Raw genomic sequence first — 20,643 nt, forward strand, 5'->3', positions numbered from 1 at the left:
AAATGTCAGCTTTGCAAATTTTTTATATCTTCCTTGCCATTGGTGCTACGGCTTTAGCTGTATTTTTTCTCATCAAAAAAGCAGACACAAAAAGCGTGTTTATCGGTATAGGTTTTGGACTTTGCTTACTTTCTTTAAAACCACTTGATGCCCTTAAAGCCTTCGCTGATGCGATGTCTCAAGCTGCTCTTATTCAAGCTATTTGTGCGAGTATGGGATTTGCCTTTGTGATGAAATTCACACAATGCGATAAACACTTAGTTAAATTACTTACCAAACCTTTGAAAAATATAGGTTTTTTTCTTATTCCACTTTGTTTTATCATTACCTTTCTCATAGCCATAGCCATACCTTCAGCCGCAGGTTGTAGTGCAGCTGTGGGAGCTACGTTGATTCCACTTTTAATGAATTCAGGTATCCATCCGGCTATGGCTGCTGCTGTGGTGCTTACAGGGACTATGGGTGGGATTTTAAGTCCGGGTGTTTCGCACACGGTTTTTATTTCTAAAATGACAACACAGAGCATTCCTGAAATTGTAGCTGTGCAAGTGCCTAATGCTCTTAGTTCAGGGTTTATTATGATGTGTTGCTTGATGATTATGGCTTTACTTTTAAAAGACTACCAAAAAGGAAAAATTTACAAATTAGCTGATAACAATATCCAAGAAAAACCTATAGAAAAAATCAATTTAGCCTACGCCTTAATGCCTTTAGTGCCTTTATTTATACTTTTAAGCGGAGCAAGCTCTTTAAGCGAATGGGGGTTTTTAGCTTGGACAAAAAAAGTTAGCGTTGCCGAAGCTATGGTGCTTGGAGCTATTATAGCTGTAGTTATTACTCTAACTAAGCCTGATAAAATTTGTAAGGAATTTTTTAATGGTATGGGAAAATCTTATGCTGAGATTATCGGTATTATCATTGCTGCTTCAGTTTTTGTTGCGGGACTTAAGGCTTGTGGAGTGATTGATTTAGTCATAGAATGGCTTAAAAATGAGCAAAGCTATGTGTCCATAGGTGGGACTTTCATACCCTTTATTATGGCGATGATTACAGGCTCAGGCGATGCGGCAGCCTTAGCTTTTAATAGTGCTGTTACCATACACGCACAGGATTTAGGTTTTGACCAAGCCAAACTTGGCACAGCCGTAGCGATGTCAGCCGTGCTAGGCAGGTATCTTTCGCCTATACTTGGAGCTTGTATTTTAGTCTCAGCTATGGCGGGAGTAAGCCCCCTAGAAGTGGTAAAACGAACCGCTTTAGGTGGGCTTGTAGGTGTGATTGTAATAGCCTTTGTCTTACTTTGAAGCGGCGTCTAGGATAATTTCTTGTAAAACCTTACTCGCCATTTTTAAAGAATTTACAGGCAAATATTCATAAATGGAGTGAAAATTATGAGCGCCGGTGAAAATATTGGGACACGGAACACCCTTTTGAGAAATTACCGCCCCATCATATCCTCCTCTCATAGGAATGATTTTAGTTTTAATGCCTAGCTTTTCATAGGCTTTTAAGGCTAGTTGTATAGCGGGACTATCGGTCGTTTTTAAGCTATCAAAGGCATTTTTATATCTATCGCTTAATTTAATTTTCGCTCTTTCTTGTCCCCAAATTTTATTACAAGCTTCTACTAAATCTTTTAAGAACTGCATTCTTTGTCGGTATTTTTGTGCATCAAATTCTCTTACATCCATAGTCAAAACACTTTTAACGCTATTACCATTTAGCTCTTTTACCCAAAAATATCCTTCTTTATTTTCAGTGTATTCAGGTGCTTCGCCACGAGGGAGCATAGAAATAAATTGATGAGCCAAAAGCAAGGAATTGACAAGCTTACCCTTCGCACTCATAGGATGCGCACTTTCTCCGCTAAAGACTATTTCCACGTCTCCAGCATTCCAATTTTCATAAATAAATTCCCCTATACCACAGCAATCAAGGCAGTATCCAAAATCCGCTTTTATTTCGCTAATATCCAAAGCTTTAGCTCCCCTAAGTCCTTGCTCTTCATCAGGCAAAAAACACACTATAATATCGCCGTGCTTTTGCTGGGGATTTTTCACAAAAAACTCCACCATATCCATAATCTCAGCAATCGCCGCCTTATCATCAGCACCCAGCAAACTTGTTCCATCTGTATGGATAATCTCATCGCCTACATAAGCTTCTAGCTCTTTAAAATCCTTAGCCTTTAAATAAATACCTAATTCTTCATTAAGGCAAATATCGCCTCCCTTGTAAAGTGTTACACTTGCCTTTGTATCACTTGTTTGCTCACAACTTGTATCCAAATGAGCAAAAAAGGCTATGGCAGGTGCGTCCTTAGTATTAGCAGGAAGTAAAGCCGTAGTGATGGCATTATCCCTTCTTTTTATCTCACTTAGCCCTAATTCTCTTAGCTCTTTTTCTAAAAGCTTAGCAAGCTCATTTTGATTCTCACTCGAAGGCATAAGCCCAGCTGCTCCTTTTTTTCTATCTGTGGTAGTGTTGATTTTTGTGTAGTTTAAAAATCTCTGCACTATGTCCATATTTTCTCCTTTAAAATCAATATCCAAAAGCTTAAAAGCTAAGTTTATATTATACTTTACTTTGTGCTAATATCTTAATAAATTTTTAACGCTTTTATAAGTTTTGTTTCGTTAAGTAAAAATTACACCTTAAAAGTTTAATTTGTCAAGCCTTAAACATTAGCTTTTAATTTTCAAAAAAGTCTTAAGTGAAAATGGGCTATGATTATATTTTAAATTTTAAAAAAGAGTGAGAATGAAAAGCTTTTTAGTCTGTGCCTTAGAACCATCAGCCAATTTACATTTAAAAGAAGTGTTAAAAACTTATAGGCAAGAATTTGGAGAATTTGAACTTTTTGGTATTTATGATGAAAATTTATGCCAAGAATTCGCTTTAAGCTCAAAACCACTTTATAGCTCACACGAATTTAGCGCTATGGGTTTTGTAGAGATTGTGCCTCTTATTTTTAAAGCCAAAAGAGCGATTAAAGAGCTTGTAGATTTAAGTTTTACTCAAAAAATGGATGCGATTTTATGTATAGATTCTCCTGCTTTTAATATCCCTTTTGCTAAAGCTTTGAAAAAAGCAAATTCCAAAATAAAAAGAATTTATTATATCTTACCTCAGGTTTGGGCGTGGAAAAAAGGACGCATTCCTATTATAGAAGCTCATTTTGACATACTAGGCTCCATTTTACCCCTTGATGAGAAATTTTTTAACAAAAGCATTTATTTAGGGCATCCACTCTTAGATGAAATCAAAGAATTTAAAGACGCAAAGGCTATAAACACCCTGCTTTCAAAAAGAGAAAATGAAAAAATTATCGCCTTTTTGCCCGGTTCTAGAAAAAGTGAAATCATGCGTTTAATGCCTATTTTTAGAGAACTTGCTAAGAAATTTCAAGGGGAAAAAATTCTTTGTATTCCTTCTTTTAATCTTAACAAGCTTGAAATTTATGGCGAACTTGGGGAATTTAAAATAGAAAGCCACACCCCAAAGCTTCTTAAAAAAGCGGATTTTGCCTTTATTTGTAGTGGCACAGCTACCTTAGAAGCTGCCTTAGTTGGAACTCCTTTTATTTTAGCTTACAAGGCAAAAGCTATTGATATTTTTATCGCAAAACTTTTTGTCAAACTCAAATACATAGGACTTGCCAATATCTTTTGTGATTTTGCGGGAAAAGAGGCTTTACATCCTGAATTTTTACAAGATGAAGTGAGTGCTTTAAATTTATACCAAGCTTATAATAAATATGATTATAAGGCATTTTTTGCTAAAGTTGCTTTTTTAAAAGAGTATTTGAAATTTGGAAGTGCTAAGAATTTAGCAAAGATATTAAATGAAATTTAAAAGGATAAATCATGCAAAAAGAAGCTATGAGTCAATTTGGTTATGATAAATTAGTCGCTGAATTAAAAAATTTAAAAGATAAGGAACGCCCTGCTGTTGTTGTGGAGATTGACACTGCACGCTCTCATGGGGATTTAAAAGAAAATGCCGAATACCACGCTGCAAGAGAAAAACAAGCCTTAATAGAAAGTCGCATTAGCGAACTGGGCGATTTACTCGCAAGAGCACAAGTCATAGACCCTTCAAGCTACGAACACGATAGCGTGAAATTTGGCTCAAGCGTTGTGATTTTGGATTTACAAAGCGAAAAGGAAAGCAAATACACTCTAGTGGGTAGTTGCGAAGGAAATTTAGACAAAGGCTATATTTCCATAGCTTCACCTATTGCAAGGGCTATGCTTGGAAAAAAAGAAGGCGATGATTTTAAGGTGCGTTTGCCAAAAGGCGAAAGTGAGTTTGAAATCCTTTCCATTAGCTACGAACCCTTGCAATTTTAAGGACAAAAAATTTTACTTCAAAATGGAGCGATTTTAATCGCTGATGCCCACGAAAACGAACAAAGAAAGGGGTTTTGGGAATTTTTACAGGCTTTAAAAAAGGCTGAAATTTCCACTTCACAACTCATACTTATGGGAGATATTTTTGATTTGCTTGTGGGCGAAATTTCTGCTACGCACGAATTTGCAAAGCCTTATATTGACTTGCTTGAAGAATTGGCTTTAAAAATGGAAATTATCTATATCGAAGGCAATCACGATTTTAATCTTAGCCGTTTTTTTCAAAGGGTTAAAATTTTTAAACTTCAAGAACAACCCATCAAACTTAATTTGCATACAAGTAAAGCTAATAATCTCACTCAAGCTAAGTTTTTTATAAAATTAGCTCACGGGGATATTTTTTTAACTCCCTTTTTGCAATTCATACTCAAAAGCCTAAGAAATCATTATTTGCTTGTATTTTTAAATTTTTTAAATAGACTGAGTTGTCATTTTATTTCCAATCAAATTCTTAAAAAACAAAACAAAAAAAACCTTTTTTATAAAATAAAAAATTTTGAGAATTTAGCCAAAAAAAGATATGAAAAATATGAAAATTTAGGGTTTTGGGTATGTGAAGGGCATTATCATCAAAATTTTATTTTAAATGAAGAAGGTATTAAATATTTCAACTTGGCTAGTTTTGCATATGAGAGAAGTTTTTTTATAGTAGAATACGAGCAAGAAATCAAATTTCGAGAACAGAAATTGAGGGGTCAAAATGTTTGATGAAAATATCGTGAAAACGGGTTCAAATGAAATGGAGCTTGTCGATTTCCGTATATTTAAGCAAGGACACGATAAAGTCTATGAAGGAATTTATGGTGTTAATGTTTCTAAGGTTAGGGAGATTATCAAAATCCCAAGTCTTACGGAACTTCCGGGTGTGCCTGATTATATCGAAGGGATTTTTGACCTTCGTGGAGTGGTTATACCTGTGGTTAATCTTGCTAAATGGATGCAAATCACAGAGCCTGAAAGCACTATGCTAAAGCCTAGAGTTATCATTACTGAATTTAGCAATATACTCATAGGTTTTATTGTCCATGAAGCAAAAAGAATTCGCAGAATCAACTGGAAAGATATAGAGCCAGCTACCTTTTCTACGGGTTCAGGTGCTTTAGATAAAGGAAAGATTACAGGTGTAACACGCATTGAAAATGATGAAGTGTTATTGATTTTAGACCTTGAAAGCGTTGTTGAGGATTTAGGAATTTATGCGCCAAAAACAGAAATTGATTTTGGAAAAATAGAAAAATTCAGTGGGTCTGCACTTATTTTAGATGATAGTATGACAGCTAGAAAACGTGTGAAAGAGATGATGCAGCAAATGGGCTTTCAAGTTATTGAAGCTAAAGATGGAGTTGAAGGACTAAAAAAACTAGAAGAGCTTAGTCAAGTTTATGGCGAAGGTTTGAGTGATACTCTAAAAATTATAGTCAGTGATGTTGAAATGCCACAAATGGACGGCTTTCATTTTGCTGCACGCATTAAAGAAGACGCAAGATTTAAGGATATTCCTATAGTCTTTAACTCATCTTTATCAAATGAATTTATGAATGAGAAAGGTGTTCAAGAAGCCGGTGGCGAAGGCTATTTGGTTAAATTTAACGCTAGCGATTTCTTTAATGAAATTGCTAAGGTCATAAAAAAACATCAATCTCAAGAACAGGGGTAAAATATGGAAGATATGCAAGAAATACTTGAAGACTTTTTGGTTGAAGCTTTTGAGCTTGTTGAGCAAATCGACCATGATTTAGTAGAGCTTGAGTCCAATCCTGAAGACTTAGAATTATTAAATAGAATTTTCCGCGTTGCTCATACGGTTAAAGGTTCATCAAGCTTTTTAAATTTTGATGTTTTAACAAAATTAACACATCATATGGAAGATGTATTAAATAAGGCAAGACACGGGGAATTGAAAATAACTCCGGATATTATGGATGTGGTTTTAGAGTCTATTGACAGAATGAAAACCCTGCTTAATTCCATTCGCGATAATGGCAACGATACGGCTATTGGTATGGATATAGCACCTATTTGTGCTAGACTCACAGCTATTTCAGAAGGAGAAGCTCCAACCACAGCTAATGCTTCAAGCGAAAACACCACACCAAAAACCGAAACGGAGCCAAAAAAAGAAGAAGCTGCTCCAGAACCTGAAGTAGATGTAAATAAATTAAGCGATTCTGAAGTTGAAGCTGAAATAGAAAGACTTTTAAAAGTTAGAAAAGCAGAAGACCAAGCACGTCGTGCGCAAAAAAAACAAAGTGCAAATGCCACGCCAAAACCGAGTGCAAATACTGCAAATAAACCAGTAGAAGGTGGAGAGAAAAAAGTCCCAGCTTCAGGAGGTGGTAGCGGTGCTATGGACCAAACTATACGTGTGGAAGTCAAAAGGCTTGACCATTTAATGAATTTAATCGGCGAACTTGTTTTGGGCAAAAACCGCTTACTTAAAATTTACGATGATGTTGAAGAGCGTTATGAAGGTGAAAAATTCCTTGAAGAGCTTAATCAAGTGGTAAGTCAGCTTAGCATCATTACAACCGATGTCCAACTTGCCGTAATGAAAACAAGAATGCAACCTATTGCAAAAGTTTTCAATAAATTCCCAAGAGTTGTGCGGGATTTAAGTCGCGAACTAGGAAAGCAAATAGAACTTGAAATTACAGGTGAAGAAACTGAGCTTGATAAGTCTATTGTAGAAGAAATTGGCGATCCTATTATGCATATGATTAGAAATTCGTGCGACCATGGTATCGAAGATCCAGCCACTCGTGCAGCTAATGAAAAGCCTGAAAAAGGTGTAGTCCAATTAAAAGCTTATAATGAAGGAAATCATATAGTGGTTGAAATTACCGATGATGGTAAAGGACTTGACCCAAATGCTTTAAAGGCAAAAGCTATAGAGAAAAATTTGATTACCGAAAGAGAAGCAGACCAAATGAGCGACAAAGAAGCCTTTGCTTTGGTTTTCAAACCGGGCTTTTCTACTGCGGCTAAGGTTACAAATGTATCGGGTCGTGGCGTGGGAATGGATGTGGTTAAAACCAATATAGAAAAGCTTAACGGAGTCATAGAAATTGATAGTGAGTTGGGTAAAGGGAGTTCGTTTAAGCTTAAAATTCCACTTACCTTAGCTATTATCCAATCCTTACTTGTAGGAACTCAAGAAGAATTCTATGCCATTCCTTTGGCTAGCGTTCTTGAAACCGTTAGGGTGCCAATTGATGATATTTATACCATTGAAGGTAAAAATGTCTTGCGTTTAAGAGATGAAGTGCTTTCTCTTGTAAGACTTTCGGATGTCTTTGGAGTTAAACAAGTGCTTGAAAGTGGAGACCAAACCTATGTCGTGGTCATAGGCGTGGCTGAAAGTAAGCTGGGTATCATAGTTGATACTCTTGTGGGTCAAGAAGAAATTGTTATTAAGTCTATGGGTGATTATTTACAAAACATTCAAGGCATAGCCGGTGCGACCATAAGAGGTGATGGTAGGGTAACACTTATCATCGATGTGGGTGCGATGATGGATATGGCAAAAGAAATTAAAGTCGATATTAAAGCTCAGCTTGAATCTAGTGCTAAAAAACCTAAAGAACAACCAAGTGATTATAAAGTGTTAATCGTTGATGATTCTAAAATGGATAGAACCCTTATGCAAAAGGCTTTAGAGCCACTAGGTGTAAGCCTTGTAGAAGCGACAAATGGAGTTGAAGCGCTTAATATTATCAAGTCTGGTGAGCATGATATTGATGCCATGCTTATTGACATTGAAATGCCAAGAATGGATGGTTATACTCTAGCAGGTGAGATTAGAAAATATTCTAAATATCGCAACTTGCCACTCATAGCAGTTACTTCAAGAACAAGCAAAACAGACCGCTTAAGAGGGGTTGAAGTAGGTATGACTGAGTATATTACCAAGCCTTATTCTCCAGAATACTTGGAAAATGTAGTTAGAAAAAATTTGAAACTAGGATAAGAATATGAGTAATGAAAAATTAGAGCAAATTTTGCAAAAACAGCAAACTCAGATGGCTGGTCCTGACATCGAAAAAGAAGATGATATTATCCAGCTTGTGGGTTTTGTCGTGGGAGATGAAGAATACGCTATTCCCATCCTTAACATACAAGAAATCATTAAACCCATAGAATTTACAAGGGTTCCTAGTGTGCCTGATTATGTTCTAGGGGTTTTTAATATGCGTGGTAATGTTATGCCGCTTATTGATTTAGCCCAACGCTTTAACCTAGGAAGTTCCAAAATGACTTCTCAAACAAGATATATAGTCTTAAGAGGGGAAACAAATGGCACTGGGGTTGGAAGAAATGCCGGTTTTGTCATAGATAGACTTACAGAAGCCATTAAAATTCACAGAAATAGAATAGATCCACCGCCTGAAACTTTGGTTAAAGAAAAGGGTATGATTTATGGTATAGGAAAAAGAGATGAAAATATTTTAACTATACTTAAGGTTGAAGCCCTGCTTAAGCGTGAATTTTAATGATAAAACTTTGTGTTTTTGACTTTGATTCTACCCTAATGGATGGCGAAACCATCGATATTTTAGCTTCAGCTTATGGTAAGGGCAGGGAAAGTAGCGAACTTACCTGCCACGCTATGGCTGGAGAGCTTGATTTTTTTGAAAGTCTTCAAAAACGGGTGAGTTTTTTAAAAGGTATGTCTTATCAAAAAGTTTTAGAATTAGGCACTACGCTTCCATTGATGTGCGGAGCTTATGAGCTTATCTCACATTTAAAATCCAAAAATATACAAATTGTTATTTTCAGTGGGGGTTTTCACGAAGGCATAGACCCTGCTATGCAAAAACTTGGAATCAAGCTAGGTTTTGCAAATTATTTACACCATAAAAAGGGTATTTTAACAGGACTAGTGGGCGGAGAAATGATGTTTTTAAATTCAAAAGGCTTGATGTTGCAAAGACTAAAAAATTTTTTGAATTTAAAAACAACTGAAGTGATGTGCGTGGGTGATGGAGCAAATGATGTGGCGATGTTTGATGAAAGTGGTTTAAAAATAGCCTTTTGTGCTAAAGAAATTTTACGCTCTAAGGCTGATATTTGCATAGATACAAAAGATTTAAAAGAAATTATAAAGGCAATATAAAATGAAAAAATTTTCTCTTTGGTGCGATTTTATAGAAAATAATTTTTTGGATAATGAATTTTTGGATTTACTAGCCTTTGGGGTAAATGGAGCAACCTCAAACCCTACGATTTTTAAAAATGCCATTTTAACTTCTCCTTTTTATAAGGATAAAATTCTTAAATTAAGGGGCAAAAAGGCAAAAGAAATTTATGAAGAATTAGCCATTGCTGATATTCAAAAAGCAGCCAATAGCTTGGCACACCTTTTTCATCAAAAAAATGATGGTTTTATTAGTATTGAAATAGACCCAAGACTTTATGATAATACTGCTCTTAGTTTGGGCGAAGCTAAAAGGCTTTATAGTGCTATTGGCAAAGAAAATGTAATGATTAAAATTCCAGCTACAAAGGCTTCTTATGAAGTGATGTATGAGCTGATGAAAAACGGCATTAATGTCAATGCTACTTTGATTTTCTCCCTTGAGCAAAGTCAAAAATGCTTTGAAGCCTTGAATTTGGGCTTAATGGAATTTAGAAAAAACAATGCAGCCTTAAAGGATGATTTAAGAACTCCACAAGCGGTTATAAGTATTTTTGTAAGTCGTTTTGATAGGCTTTTAAACCACAAGGCAAAAGAGCCAAATCGCATAGGAATTTTAAATGCAAATTTAGCTTATAACAATATCATCGCTAAAAATGAGGCTAATATTCGTGCCTTATTTGCAAGCACGGGGGTTAAAGAAGCGGGTTTGGCAAAAGATTATTATATCAAAGAACTTCTTTTTGAAAATAGCATCAATACCGCTCCACTTGATGCCATACAAGCCTTTGAAGGTAAAAAAGAATTTAAAAAGCCCTTGATGAATTTTGAAATTTACACCCAATTAAATCAAATCATACTCCAAGAAGAAAGAGAAAAGGCTTGTGATGATTTACTAAGAGATGGTTTAGAGCAGTTTTGTATGGCTTTTGAAGATATTTTGAGCAAGCTATGAAAAGCGATAAAAAATACAAAATATCTATCTTATTAAATCAAATTTCTCATTATAAACCTTTCTTTCATTTAGTCCTAAATAATCTTAAATTTTTTATAAAAAATATTGATGACATAAAAAGTTGGATAGAATCTGAAGTTTTTAAAAACAAATTTATGGATGCAAATCACCCCTATCCTCCCTTACTTAATCCAAAATTCATAAACTATCACAAAACTCCACCAGAAATTCTTTGGAATATTAATGCACCCCTACCCGAAAACTACGCTTTTTTATGGCTTTACAGTCATGGTTGTGGTATGTTATCTCTAAGGGATTATTTTTTGGCAAAAACTAATCTAAAAATTATAGACACCTATTTGTTTATTGCTACGGGGGGGGGAAGCAAAACAAAGATATTTTAAAATTTTAGAAATTTTATTATCCAATCCTTCGCAAATGTATGCCATAGCCCTAAGTGATGCTGTTTATTACAATAAATTAGACAGGGATAAATTTTTTCATTTGTTTTCTAAGGAAAAATGCTCCATATTATGTCAAGTTAGAGACCCAATAGAACTTATCAAACATATTTTAGCCCGAAAAGGCAGATGGGATAAAACCCAACTCAAGCTAACCAAAAAACAAGATTTTACCCTAAATGATAAATTTGAAGATATTTTTATAGATGAAAATAGCTCGTATTTCAATAAAAACATAAGAATTATAAATTTCTCTTTTCTCTTTGTATATGCTGATTTTATGAGAGTATTTGGCAAACACAAAATTTTTTATTTAGATCTTAAGGATATTAGAAGTTCTAATATAGACTTAAAGCTAAAATCGATGTCTAAGGATTTAAATTTTAAAATCATTTCTGATTATAAAAATAGCGAATGCATACGCACAAATTATTTTAAGGCTCATTGTATGCTTTGGTTGCCCTTATTTTTTAAAATCAATGATATTGCCATAAATTTTGATTTTCATCACCGTAAAAATTATTTTGCGTATTTGGATTTGTATGAATTTTTAATGAAAAAAAGAAATGAATTCTTTGGTATTTATATACACAAAAATGATTTTTTGCGTATTTCTTCAGACTGCGATGCTTTTAAGAAGCTTTCTGAATATCTGCTTAATTTTATATCAAAGTTAAATGATAGAATTTTACTAGAAAATAAAAAGCTCTTAAATATAAACGAAGTTATCCAGCACTTAAGAGAACACCCAGCGGATAGAATTTACTTAAAATCAATTTTAGATAAGGAAACACAGCATATCAAAAATGCGAGAATGGATATAGTTAAATCTTGGAAATACTACGCTATTTTTGAGGATATGTTTAAAAATTAGCTTTTAGCGTATTTTTACTCTATTAGTTTTTGAAAGTTTAAATATACTTGAAGGCGTATTTTCAAAAAATTCTTCATCAAGCACCACTCCCTTGTTTTTTAGAACTATTTCTTTAGCCCATTTTTCATCAAAGCTTTGCCCGTGCTTATTCGCCGAAGAAGAATAAAAATACCCATTTTTGCTTAAAAATTCTGCGTGTTTGCATTCTTTGACTATACGAATGGCTTTTTGATTAGGATAGATAAAGCTAGTCTTTTTTGAACGACGCACTAAATTTTTAAAAGGAGTGGGAACTCTTGCAAGTTCTTTTAACTCACTCAATTTAGCCGTAGTGATGAGACAAGGCTGATTTTTATCTCTACCCTTTAAAGCATTAAGCTCTTCTAAATTTTTACTTAAAAATCCTGCTGTGGTGTCTGTTTGGGCTAAATAAATCAAGCTTTAAGCCATTCTTGTAAGCTTTTTACTTCCAAATAGCTTTTATCCTGTATAGCCTTAATGCTCTTTGCCCCCGCTAAAGCCGAGCGTAAATTCGTAAAATAAGGTATTTTAAAACGAATAATATTTTCGCGGATTTTTTTCGTATCGCCTTCAAAGCTATGGCTATCGCTAGTATTGATGACTAGGTTTATTTCTGCATTTTTAAGCTTATCTTCAACATTAGGACGCCCTTCTGAAATTTTATGCACCAATTCACATTCAAAACCGCTTTCTAAAATTTCTTTACGGGTGCCACTTGTAGCTACGAGTTTAAAGCCTAGTTTAAGGTATTTTTCAGCCAGTTTTTTGCTGTATTTTTTGTCCCTATTTTTTAGAGAAATAAAAACCACTCCGCTCTTTGGCAGAGGATTAAAAGAAGCCACTTGACTCTTAGCAAAAGCATTAGCAAAATCCTTGCTTATCCCCATAACCTCGCCCGTTGAACGCATTTCAGGTCCTAGTTCTAAATCACTTCCACTAAGCTTTGCAAAGGGAAACACTGCTTCTTTTACGCTCATATATTTTGGAGTTTTAGGGCGTAAAATTTTAGTGTCATAACGAACCACTTTAAAAGTATCATAAAATTTCAAAGCTTCTTTTAAATTTCCTTGCCACATCACACGCGTTGCTACCTTTGCCAAAGGAATGCCCGTTGCCTTACTCACAAAAGGCACGGTGCGACTAGCTCTAGGATTAACTTCTATTATATAAAGCTCATTATTATGCAAGGCAAATTGTATGTTTAAAAGCCCTACAACACCCAAATTTAAAGCAATATCGGCTGTTTTTTGAGTGATAAATTCTTGCATTTTATCATCGATATTACAAGGCGGCAAGGAGCAAGCACTATCGCCTGAATGGATTCCTGCTTCTTCTATATGCTCCATAATCCCCGCCACATAGACATCTTTACCATCACAAATAGCATCCACATCAATTTCTGTGGCATTATCCAAAAATTCATCAATCAAAACAGGGCTTTTATCGCTCACATCCACAGCTTCTTGCATATAAAGTCTAAGCTCACTCTCATCATTTACCACACGCATCGCACGCCCCCCTAAAACATAGCTTGGACGCACAAGCACAGGATAGCCTATATCACTAGCCTTAAGCACTGCTTCTTCCACACTGCTTGCAGTAGAATTTTTTGGCTGATTAATGCCTAGCTTTGTAATAAATTCAGCAAATTTCTTTCTATCTTCTGCCTTATCAATTACTCTTGCATTTGTGCCTATGATTTTAGCCCCAAAAGCACTAAGGCGTTTAGCAAATTTCAAAGGAGTTTGTCCCCCAAAATGCACTATGACCCCATCAGGCTTTTCTCTTTCAATCACAGCCCTTAAATGCTCAAAATCAATAGGTTCAAAATACAAAATATCACTTGTATCATAATCGGTTGAAACGGTTTCGGGATTACAATTATACATCAGGGTTTTAACACCCATATCTTTAAGCGCAAAAGAAGCATGCACACAAGCATAATCAAATTCTATGCCTTGTCCTATGCGATTAGGTCCCCCACCTATAATCATCACTTTTTTTTCTTTTTTGTCCTTATTTTCGTTTTTACTTTGAGTGAGTTCGCTTACATTGATACTGGAGTAAAGATAAGGAGTTAAAGCTTCAAACTCGCCCGCACAAGTATCCACCTCGCTAAATTCGGCTATGATTTTTTGTTTCATTCTTGCATAATAAATATCATTTTGACTTAGTTCTAAATTATCTTTCAAATTGACAAGCAAGGCTATCATTTTATCCGAAAAGCCCATAGTTTTGGCTTTTCTTAAAAGAGCTTTGTTATTTAAAATATCCATATCAATTTGCTCTTCAAAATCCACGATTTCTTTAATCTGCGTTAAAAACCAAGAATCTATTTTACAAAGCTCATAAAGCTCTTCTACGCTAAAACCTTCTCTAAAAGCTTGAGCTATATAAAGCAAACGCTTTTCATTGGCATTGCGAATTTTAAAAATAAGCTCATTTTTACTTTCAAATTCCACCCTATCAAAACCACTTAAAGAACGCTCCAAAGAGCAAAGTGCCTTTTGTATGCTTTCTTTAAAGGTGCGTCCTATTGCCATCACTTCACCTACACTTTTCATTGCTGTGCCTAAAATTGTGTTGGCTCCGGGAAATTTTTCAAAGGTAAAGCGAGGAATTTTTGTAACGATATAATCAATCACAGGCTCAAAAGAAGCTGGAGTTCCTGTAATATCATTTTTAATCTCATCTAAGCTAAAACCCACTGCTAAAAGCGTAGCGACCTTAGCGATAGGATAGCCCGTTGCCTTACTAGCAAGGGCTGAGGAGCGTGAGACTCTTGGATTCATTTCTATGACTATCATACGCCCATCTTTTGGATTTATGGCAAATTGCACATTAGAGCCGCCTGTATCTACGCCAATTTCACGCAAAATAGCAAAGGAAGCATTACGCATTACTTGGTATTCTTTATCCGTAAGGCTTAAGGCTGGGGCTATGGTTATACTATCTCCTGTATGAACGCCCATAGGGTCGATATTTTCTATACTGCATACTATGATACAATTATCCAATTTATCGCGTATGACTTCCATTTCGTATTCTTTCCAGCCTAATAAACTTTCTTCAATCAAAATTTCATGGATAGGCGATAAGGCTAGGGCTGCGTGGGTAAGCTCTTTAAACTCATCCATATTATAAACCACGCCACTACCCGCACCCCCTAAGGTATAAGAAGCACGAATCATCAAAGGAAAGCCTATTTCATCTACGGCTTTTAAAGCTTCATCATAATCATAGGCATACATGGATTTTGGCAAATCCATACCGATTTTTTTCATACATTCTTTAAAAACTTGGCGGTCTTCACCCTTTTTAATCGCTTCAGGATTCGCTCCTAAAAATTTCACATTTTCTAAAAGTCCGCTTTCATAAACTTCCATAGCCACATTTAAAGCCACTTGCCCACCCATAGTGGGTAAAATAGCATCAATTTTTTCTTTTTTGATAATGCTTAAAATACTTTCTTTTGTAATGGGTTCTATATAAGTTGCATCGGCAAATTCAGGGTCTGTCATAATGGTAGCGGGATTGGAGTTGATTAAAACAACTTTGTAGCCTAGCTCTTTTAGGGTTTTGGCTGCTTGGGTGCCTGAATAATCAAATTCACAAGCTTGTCCTATAACAATAGGACCACTTCCTATGAGTAAAATATTTTTAATATCTGTTCGTTTTGGCATAACTTTTCCTATAAATTTAGCTTAATGATAACAAAATTACTTTTAGACTAAGTTTTAAAATCAAAAACCATTTTGTTTTTATAAATTTTTTAGTTTAAAAACCCTTTAAATACTTTATAAATTATCCACTATATGCAAATAAGCAGGAATGGAAATTCTAGCATAGGGTTTTACCTCCACACTTTGATACATATCCCCATCGCTTATATGCGTAACAATCCCAACTGGCACATCGGCAAAGAAAATATTATCCAGTCCGCTTGTTAGAATTTCATCTCCTATATTAATCTTCGCCCATTTTGGAATGAATTTAACCACAACCTTATCATCTTCGCCTTGAATCAAGCCCGGAGCCTTAGACTTTCCTATATAAACAGAAAAAACGCAGCCCCCATCTCCTTGCAAAAGAGCCATAGCTCTGCCATTTTTATTGATAGCTATACCTGCGGTATATCCTTGATAAATCAGTCCTAGATTTTTACCACTAGGAATTTTACTCCAATCAAGCCATAATTTTTTATAATCATTAAGCTGGACATAAGAAATAGCCCTAGTTAAAGAAACTTGGGGTAAATATTTTGTAGAATTTTGCTCTTCTAAAATACGATTTAATTGATTTGCAAAGCTAGTTACCTTTACGGCAATATCTTCTAATTCTTTATTTCTAGCTTTTAATTTTTGAATTTGGTCAATTTGATTAAAATGTTGGGAAATTTTTTCCCCTAAATAATCTTTAATATTATAAAAATTGCTTATAACTATATCATTGATACGGAGAACGCTTTGTTTAACAAGTCCTCCATAATAAAAAGATATAAAAACCAAAAAGGCTAAGACAAGAACATAAAAAATCTTATTCTTCATTGGTGAGTTGTTGCAGTAATGAAATTTCCTCTAAAGCTTTACCCGTTCCTTTTGCTACGGCTAAAAGGGGTTCATCGGCAATATAAACTGGCAAACGAACGATTTCACTTAAATATTTATCAAGACCGCGGATTAAGGCTCCACCCCCTGTTAAAACCACGCCATTTTCGACTATATCGCTAGCTAAATCAGGTGGCATCATTTCAAGAACCATTTTTAAAGCATCGGCAATTTCTTTTAAATACTCACGCATGGCTTCCCTTACATCTTCGCTTGTAAGTTCGATACGACTTAAAAGCCCACTTACTTGGTCGCGTCCTTTTACCACCATAGAAAGCTCTTTTGGAAGCTGAATGGCTGAACCTATGGTGATTTTAATCTCTTCACCCGTTCTTTCGCCTATGATAAGATTATATTTTTCTTTTACATAATTAACTATACTCATATCAAGCTTATCTCCAGCTGTGCGGATGGACTTTGAAATCACAAGCCCACCCAAAGAAATTACACCAATCTCAGTCGTGCCACCCCCTATATCGACAACCAAATTCCCCTTAGGTTCTTGTATAGGCAAACTCGCCCCTATCGCTGCTGCCATAGGCTCTTCAATCAAAAACACCTCTCTAGCTCCCGCACTTAAAGCACTCTCACGCACAGCCTTTCTTTCTACCTGAGTAAGCCCGTAAGGCACAGAAATAATAATTCTAGGACGCAAAAAGCTTTTGCGGCGGTGTGTTTTTTCTATAAAATAACGAATCATCTTTTCAGTCATATCAAAATCCGCTATCACACCATCTTTCATAGGACGAATAGCTTCTATATTACCCGGGGTTTTACCGACCATATCCTTAGCTTCTTTTCCCACGGCTAAAATTTTTGCTTTTGAGCCATATCTTTCTCTTTCAACTGCTACAACAGAAGGCTCATTAATCACTATGCCCTTATCTTTTACCAAAACTAGCGTATTGGCTGTTCCTAAATCAATTCCCATATCACTAGAAAAAAATCCTATCAGCTGGTCTAATATCATTTCTATCCTTTTTAACTTATTTTTCTTTTTATTAATAAAGCTTTTGCATTGTCTTTAACAACTTCTTTGGTAATAACTATATCATAGTTTTTATATTCTGGTAATTCAAACATCAAATCCACCATCATTTCTTCTATAATACTTCTAAGCCCCCTAGCTCCCGTTTTTCTTTCTAATGCAAGCCCTGCAATAGCCCTTAGAGCATCTTCTTCAAACCTTAAATTCACTCCATCGATGGCAAAAAGCTTTTGGTATTGTTTAACAATAGCATTTTTAGGCTCGGTTAAAATTCGCACCATATCATCTTCATTAAGCTCATTTAAGGAAGCAATCACATGCAAACGCCCTATAAGCTCGGGGATTAAACCAAAATGCACCAAATCATCAGGTTCTATTTTTTCAAGCAAAGCCTTATCTTCTTCTTTTGCTTCATCAAAAAAGCCCACTACCTTATCGCCAAGCTTTCGCTTTAAAATAGTCTCTAAGCCATCAAACGCCCCACCACAAACGAATAAAATATTTGCCGTGTCTATTTGTATGAAATCCTGATTAGGATGCTTTCTTCCCCCTTTTGGTGGGATATTTACCAAACTTCCTTCTATAATCTTAAGCAAAGCCTGTTGCACTCCTTCTCCACTTACATCACGGGTGATGGAGCGGTTTTCACTCATTCTAGCGATTTTATCAATCTCATCGATAAAAACTATACCCCTTTGCGCCCTTTCTATATCCCCGTCCGCAGCCTGCAAAAGACGCGTTAAAATATTTTCTACATCTTCGCCTACATAGCCTGCTTCAGTTAAAGAAGTCGCATCACAAATTGCTATAGGCACATCTAAAAATTTAGCCAAAGTTTGAGCTAGTAGGGTTTTACCGCTACCTGTGGGACCAACAAGTAAGATATTGGACTTAAAAAGCTCTGTATCATCGTCTTGAAGTTCTGCTTTAAAAAGTCTTTTATAGTGATTATATACCCCGACACTGAAAACTTTTTTAGCCCTATCTTGTCCTATAACATAGCGGTCTAAATAAGCTTTAAGTTCTTTGGGCGTAAGGTCTTTAAATTCTATATTAGGATTTTGTTTGGGTTCTTTAAATTCTTTTTCTTCTCCGTAAATAATGCTATAAGCACCTTCAACACAATATTCACAAATAAAAGCATTGTCATTTTCGTTGGCTAAAATTCTTCTTTGTGAATTTTCCATCTCATTACAAAAGCTACATTTTCTAGGCATTGTTTTTACCTCTATAAACAGGAATTCCACGCTTGGTTTCTAGTATAAATTGACACATTTTTTTAATATTTTCACTTTCTTGCTTTTCAAGTAAATTTTTAGCATTTTCCTTTAAATCCCCTTGTCTAAACAAAAATTTAAAAGCCTTGCTAAGTTTATCGACTTCATCCTTATCAAAACGCCTTCTTAAGCCCACTAGATTAAGACTTCTAATACTCGCACGATTTCCTTCTGCCAAACAAAAAGGCACTATATCTTGTGAAAGTGCTGAAGCTCCTGCTATCATCGCTCCTTCGCCTACTTTTACAAACTGATGAATAGGCGTGAGTCCCCCCACTACGCAAAAATCCCCAAGCTCCACATGTCCGCCTAAAGTCGCATTATTAGCCAAAATGATATTGTTTCCTAAAAGACAATCGTGAGCTATGTGAGAATACGCCATAATAAAAGCATTATCCCCTATGCGAGTAAAACCATCACCCTTAGCTGTGCCTGAATTTATGGTAACAAATTCGCGTATGGTAGCGTTTTTGCCTATGATGACTCCTGTTTTTTGCTCATCCTTATAAGAAATATCTTGGGGAATATCGCCCACTATGGCGTAAGAAAAAACACGGGAATTTTCATCTATGCTTGTGTTTGAAAGAATCCTAGCACCCTGTTTGATGATGACATTGTTAGCAATTTTAGCGTCCTTACCTACATAAGCATAAGCTTCCACCACAACGCCATCGCCAAGCTCTGCACCCTCTTCTATCACTGCACTTGGATGAATTTTTTTCATCATTTATCCACTATCATAGCTTTAAGTTCTGCCTCTGCAACTAAATTTCCATCCACAAAAGCTTGACCCTTGAAAATCCACAAATTCCCGCGATTTTTAATCACGCTCATTTCATAATCTAGCCTATCGCCCGGACGCACAGGATTTCTAAATTTCGCCCCATCTATACCGGTAAAATACACCACTTTTTCCTTAGGATTAACCTTAGCTTCCATACTTTCAAAGGCTAAAACTCCGCCCGTTTGAGCCATACCTTCTAAAATCAAAACACCCGGATAAATAGGATGAGCTGGAAAATGCCCTGTAAAAACACTATCGCTTATGCTGATATTTTTATAGCCACGCACCACTTCTTTAACTTTTAATTCTGTAATTTTATCAACTAGCAAAAAAGGATAGCGATGAGGTAGTATTTCTTGAATTTGCATTACATCTATCATTATAAATTAACCTTAAGAACAATTGAAAATTTTATTATATAAAAAATTCATTAAAAATTAGCTGATTAATTTTGAAAAATTTTTATTTTTTAATATTTTTAAAAAACTTAAAATATTAAAATTTTTGTTACGAAAAGAAACAAAAATCGTTTTTTTTTTTTTTGATTTTTTAGAAAAATATTAAATTTTTATCCTTTTTGTTATAAATTTTGCAGATATTAAATATTTTAAGGAAAAATTTATGAAAGATTTTTTACTTCAAGCGATAAACACCCTACCACCTTTACCTAAAAGTGTAATCGCTTTTAACGAATACTTAAGGGAAAATGGGGTATATATGCCCAATCCCATAATGCTAGAACTTCTCAAAAACAACGAATACGACAGGCAAATTTTACTTGAAAGTGTGCGTTCGCCCCTCTATAATTTCGACCCCGATACCCCGCTAGAACGCATTTTTTCTCTACTAGGCTCTAATGGAGTGAAAAATGTGCTTGTGGCTGAATTCGTGCGGGATAATTTTAAATTTGACATACTTCCAAGGGACGATAAGGGTGTTAAAAAAGAAAATAAACTCAAATGTTTTTGCGATATTTCTCCCTATGGACTTAGTGGAGAAGATTTTTTAAAGGAGTGTCAAAAAGAAGCTTTTTTCATCTCAAGCTGGATTTTAGAAGAAGACAAAAGACTGCATGTTATCTTACCTTCGCTAATGCTTTTAAGGCTGGGTATTATCATCTTTTCTTAAAT

At 35.2% G+C, this 20,643-nt stretch carries 19 protein-coding genes; 11 read left to right on the forward strand and 8 right to left on the reverse strand.

The annotated features are described in order from the left end of the window. Positions 1 to 11 precede the first annotated feature (11 nt). Positions 12 to 1,304: a C4-dicarboxylate transporter DcuC gene (gene dcuC, locus ACLL8X_RS06365; protein ID WP_411990118.1), complete on the forward strand. Its 1,293-nt coding sequence runs from the start codon at positions 12 to 14 to the stop codon at positions 1,302 to 1,304. Here dcuC and pepT read toward each other — a convergent pair. Beyond that, positions 1,296 to 2,525 carry a peptidase T gene (gene pepT / locus ACLL8X_RS06370; protein WP_411990085.1) on the reverse strand — a complete coding sequence of 410 codons (1,230 nt, stop codon included), beginning with the start codon at positions 2,523 to 2,525 and terminating at the stop codon, positions 1,296 to 1,298. The two genes, dcuC and pepT, sit on opposite strands and share 9 nt — an antisense overlap. A gap of 235 nt (positions 2,526 to 2,760) precedes the next feature. On the opposite strand from pepT, the gene lpxB reads away from it, so the two are divergent. The 9 genes from lpxB (at position 2,761) to ACLL8X_RS06415 (ending at position 11,836) form a co-directional block, all read left to right on the forward strand. Further along, positions 2,761 to 3,855: a lipid-A-disaccharide synthase gene (lpxB, locus tag ACLL8X_RS06375; RefSeq protein ID WP_411990086.1), complete on the forward strand. Its 1,095-nt coding sequence runs from the start codon at positions 2,761 to 2,763 to the stop codon at positions 3,853 to 3,855. Positions 3,856 to 3,866: 11 nt separating this feature from the next. Next, positions 3,867 to 4,352 (forward strand): transcription elongation factor GreA, encoded by a 486-nt coding sequence (gene greA / locus ACLL8X_RS06380; protein ID WP_411990087.1) that lies wholly within the window; start codon positions 3,867 to 3,869, stop codon positions 4,350 to 4,352. Positions 4,353 to 4,361: 9 nt separating this feature from the next. Further along, positions 4,362 to 5,120: a metallophosphoesterase gene (locus ACLL8X_RS06385; protein ID WP_411990119.1), complete on the forward strand. Its 759-nt coding sequence runs from the start codon at positions 4,362 to 4,364 to the stop codon at positions 5,118 to 5,120. Next, on the forward strand, positions 5,113 to 6,069 hold the full coding sequence (locus tag ACLL8X_RS06390; protein ID WP_411990088.1) for a chemotaxis protein: 957 nt from the start codon (positions 5,113 to 5,115) through the stop codon (positions 6,067 to 6,069). Before ACLL8X_RS06385 ends, ACLL8X_RS06390 begins: the two co-directional genes overlap by 8 nt. A gap of 3 nt (positions 6,070 to 6,072) precedes the next feature. Continuing rightward, the gene (locus ACLL8X_RS06395; RefSeq protein WP_411990089.1) at positions 6,073 to 8,379 is read left to right on the forward strand and encodes a hybrid sensor histidine kinase/response regulator; all 2,307 of its coding nucleotides are present in this window, start codon (positions 6,073 to 6,075) and stop codon (positions 8,377 to 8,379) included. Positions 8,380 to 8,383: 4 nt separating this feature from the next. Beyond that, positions 8,384 to 8,902, forward strand: coding sequence for a chemotaxis protein CheW (locus ACLL8X_RS06400; RefSeq protein WP_411990090.1), 519 nt, complete (start codon positions 8,384 to 8,386; stop codon positions 8,900 to 8,902). After that, a complete protein-coding gene (serB, locus tag ACLL8X_RS06405) occupies positions 8,902 to 9,525 on the forward strand; it encodes a phosphoserine phosphatase SerB (protein WP_411990091.1) in 624 nt (207 codons plus the stop codon). Before ACLL8X_RS06400 ends, serB begins: the two co-directional genes overlap by 1 nt. Before the next feature lies 1 nt (position 9,526). Beyond that, on the forward strand, positions 9,527 to 10,501 hold the full coding sequence (locus ACLL8X_RS06410; protein ID WP_411990092.1) for a transaldolase: 975 nt from the start codon (positions 9,527 to 9,529) through the stop codon (positions 10,499 to 10,501). Positions 10,502 to 10,867: 366 nt separating this feature from the next. Further along, complete coding sequence (locus ACLL8X_RS06415) at positions 10,868 to 11,836, forward strand: DUF2972 domain-containing protein (RefSeq protein ID WP_411990093.1); 969 nt, start codon at positions 10,868 to 10,870, stop codon at positions 11,834 to 11,836. A gap of 3 nt (positions 11,837 to 11,839) precedes the next feature. Here the strand turns inward: ACLL8X_RS06415 and ACLL8X_RS06420 are convergent, their stop codons facing one another. From ACLL8X_RS06420 to fabZ, 7 genes are all read right to left on the reverse strand, one after another. Then, a complete protein-coding gene (locus ACLL8X_RS06420; protein WP_411990094.1) occupies positions 11,840 to 12,274 on the reverse strand; it encodes a Sua5/YciO/YrdC/YwlC family protein in 435 nt (144 codons plus the stop codon). Further along, a complete protein-coding gene (gene carB / locus ACLL8X_RS06425; RefSeq protein ID WP_411990095.1) occupies positions 12,271 to 15,540 on the reverse strand; it encodes a carbamoyl-phosphate synthase large subunit in 3,270 nt (1,089 codons plus the stop codon). Before carB ends, ACLL8X_RS06420 begins: the two co-directional genes overlap by 4 nt. A 114-nt stretch (positions 15,541 to 15,654) precedes the next feature. After that, on the reverse strand, positions 15,655 to 16,404 hold the full coding sequence (mreC, locus tag ACLL8X_RS06430; RefSeq protein WP_411990096.1) for a rod shape-determining protein MreC: 750 nt from the start codon (positions 16,402 to 16,404) through the stop codon (positions 15,655 to 15,657). Beyond that, on the reverse strand, positions 16,394 to 17,434 hold the full coding sequence (locus tag ACLL8X_RS06435; RefSeq protein WP_002851700.1) for a rod shape-determining protein: 1,041 nt from the start codon (positions 17,432 to 17,434) through the stop codon (positions 16,394 to 16,396). Before ACLL8X_RS06435 ends, mreC begins: the two co-directional genes overlap by 11 nt. Positions 17,435 to 17,445: 11 nt before the next feature. Further along, entirely contained in the window at positions 17,446 to 18,669 is a 1,224-nt protein-coding gene (gene clpX, locus ACLL8X_RS06440) for an ATP-dependent Clp protease ATP-binding subunit ClpX (protein WP_411990097.1), read from the reverse strand. Further along, positions 18,662 to 19,453, reverse strand: coding sequence for an acyl-ACP--UDP-N-acetylglucosamine O-acyltransferase (lpxA, locus tag ACLL8X_RS06445; protein WP_411990098.1), 792 nt, complete (start codon positions 19,451 to 19,453; stop codon positions 18,662 to 18,664). Before lpxA ends, clpX begins: the two co-directional genes overlap by 8 nt. Further along, positions 19,453 to 19,893 carry a 3-hydroxyacyl-ACP dehydratase FabZ gene (fabZ, locus tag ACLL8X_RS06450; RefSeq protein ID WP_411990099.1) on the reverse strand — a complete coding sequence of 147 codons (441 nt, stop codon included), beginning with the start codon at positions 19,891 to 19,893 and terminating at the stop codon, positions 19,453 to 19,455. The genes lpxA and fabZ overlap by 1 nt, the downstream gene beginning before the upstream one ends. 241 nt (positions 19,894 to 20,134) lie before the next feature. Between fabZ and ACLL8X_RS06455 the strand changes: the two genes are divergently transcribed. Further along, positions 20,135 to 20,641: a hypothetical protein gene (locus ACLL8X_RS06455; RefSeq protein WP_411990100.1), complete on the forward strand. Its 507-nt coding sequence runs from the start codon at positions 20,135 to 20,137 to the stop codon at positions 20,639 to 20,641. Positions 20,642 to 20,643 lie beyond the last annotated feature (2 nt).

Source organism: Campylobacter parajejuni (assembly GCF_046764905.1).
Classification (GTDB): Bacteria; Campylobacterota; Campylobacteria; order Campylobacterales; family Campylobacteraceae; genus Campylobacter_D.

Excerpts from the sequence above, each read along its gene's own strand:
- lpxA (WP_411990098.1), bottom strand. The coding sequence starts at position 19,453 with ATGAAAAAAATTCATCCAAGTGCAGTGATAGAAGAGGGTGCAGAGCTT.
- ACLL8X_RS06455 (WP_411990100.1), top strand. The coding sequence starts at position 20,135 with ATGAAAGATTTTTTACTTCAAGCGATAAACACCCTACCACCTTTACCT.
- carB (WP_411990095.1), bottom strand. The coding sequence starts at position 15,540 with ATGCCAAAACGAACAGATATTAAAAATATTTTACTCATAGGAAGTGGT.
- ACLL8X_RS06410 (WP_411990092.1), top strand. The coding sequence starts at position 9,527 with ATGAAAAAATTTTCTCTTTGGTGCGATTTTATAGAAAATAATTTTTTG.
- ACLL8X_RS06390 (WP_411990088.1), top strand. The coding sequence starts at position 5,113 with ATGTTTGATGAAAATATCGTGAAAACGGGTTCAAATGAAATGGAGCTT.
- ACLL8X_RS06395 (WP_411990089.1), top strand. The coding sequence starts at position 6,073 with ATGGAAGATATGCAAGAAATACTTGAAGACTTTTTGGTTGAAGCTTTT.
- clpX (WP_411990097.1), bottom strand. The coding sequence starts at position 18,669 with ATGCCTAGAAAATGTAGCTTTTGTAATGAGATGGAAAATTCACAAAGA.
- pepT (WP_411990085.1), bottom strand. The coding sequence starts at position 2,525 with ATGGACATAGTGCAGAGATTTTTAAACTACACAAAAATCAACACTACC.
- fabZ (WP_411990099.1), bottom strand. The coding sequence starts at position 19,893 with ATGATAGATGTAATGCAAATTCAAGAAATACTACCTCATCGCTATCCT.
- greA (WP_411990087.1), top strand. The coding sequence starts at position 3,867 with ATGCAAAAAGAAGCTATGAGTCAATTTGGTTATGATAAATTAGTCGCT.
- ACLL8X_RS06435 (WP_002851700.1), bottom strand. The coding sequence starts at position 17,434 with ATGATATTAGACCAGCTGATAGGATTTTTTTCTAGTGATATGGGAATT.
- ACLL8X_RS06400 (WP_411990090.1), top strand. The coding sequence starts at position 8,384 with ATGAGTAATGAAAAATTAGAGCAAATTTTGCAAAAACAGCAAACTCAG.
- lpxB (WP_411990086.1), top strand. The coding sequence starts at position 2,761 with ATGAAAAGCTTTTTAGTCTGTGCCTTAGAACCATCAGCCAATTTACAT.
- serB (WP_411990091.1), top strand. The coding sequence starts at position 8,902 with ATGATAAAACTTTGTGTTTTTGACTTTGATTCTACCCTAATGGATGGC.
- mreC (WP_411990096.1), bottom strand. The coding sequence starts at position 16,404 with ATGAAGAATAAGATTTTTTATGTTCTTGTCTTAGCCTTTTTGGTTTTT.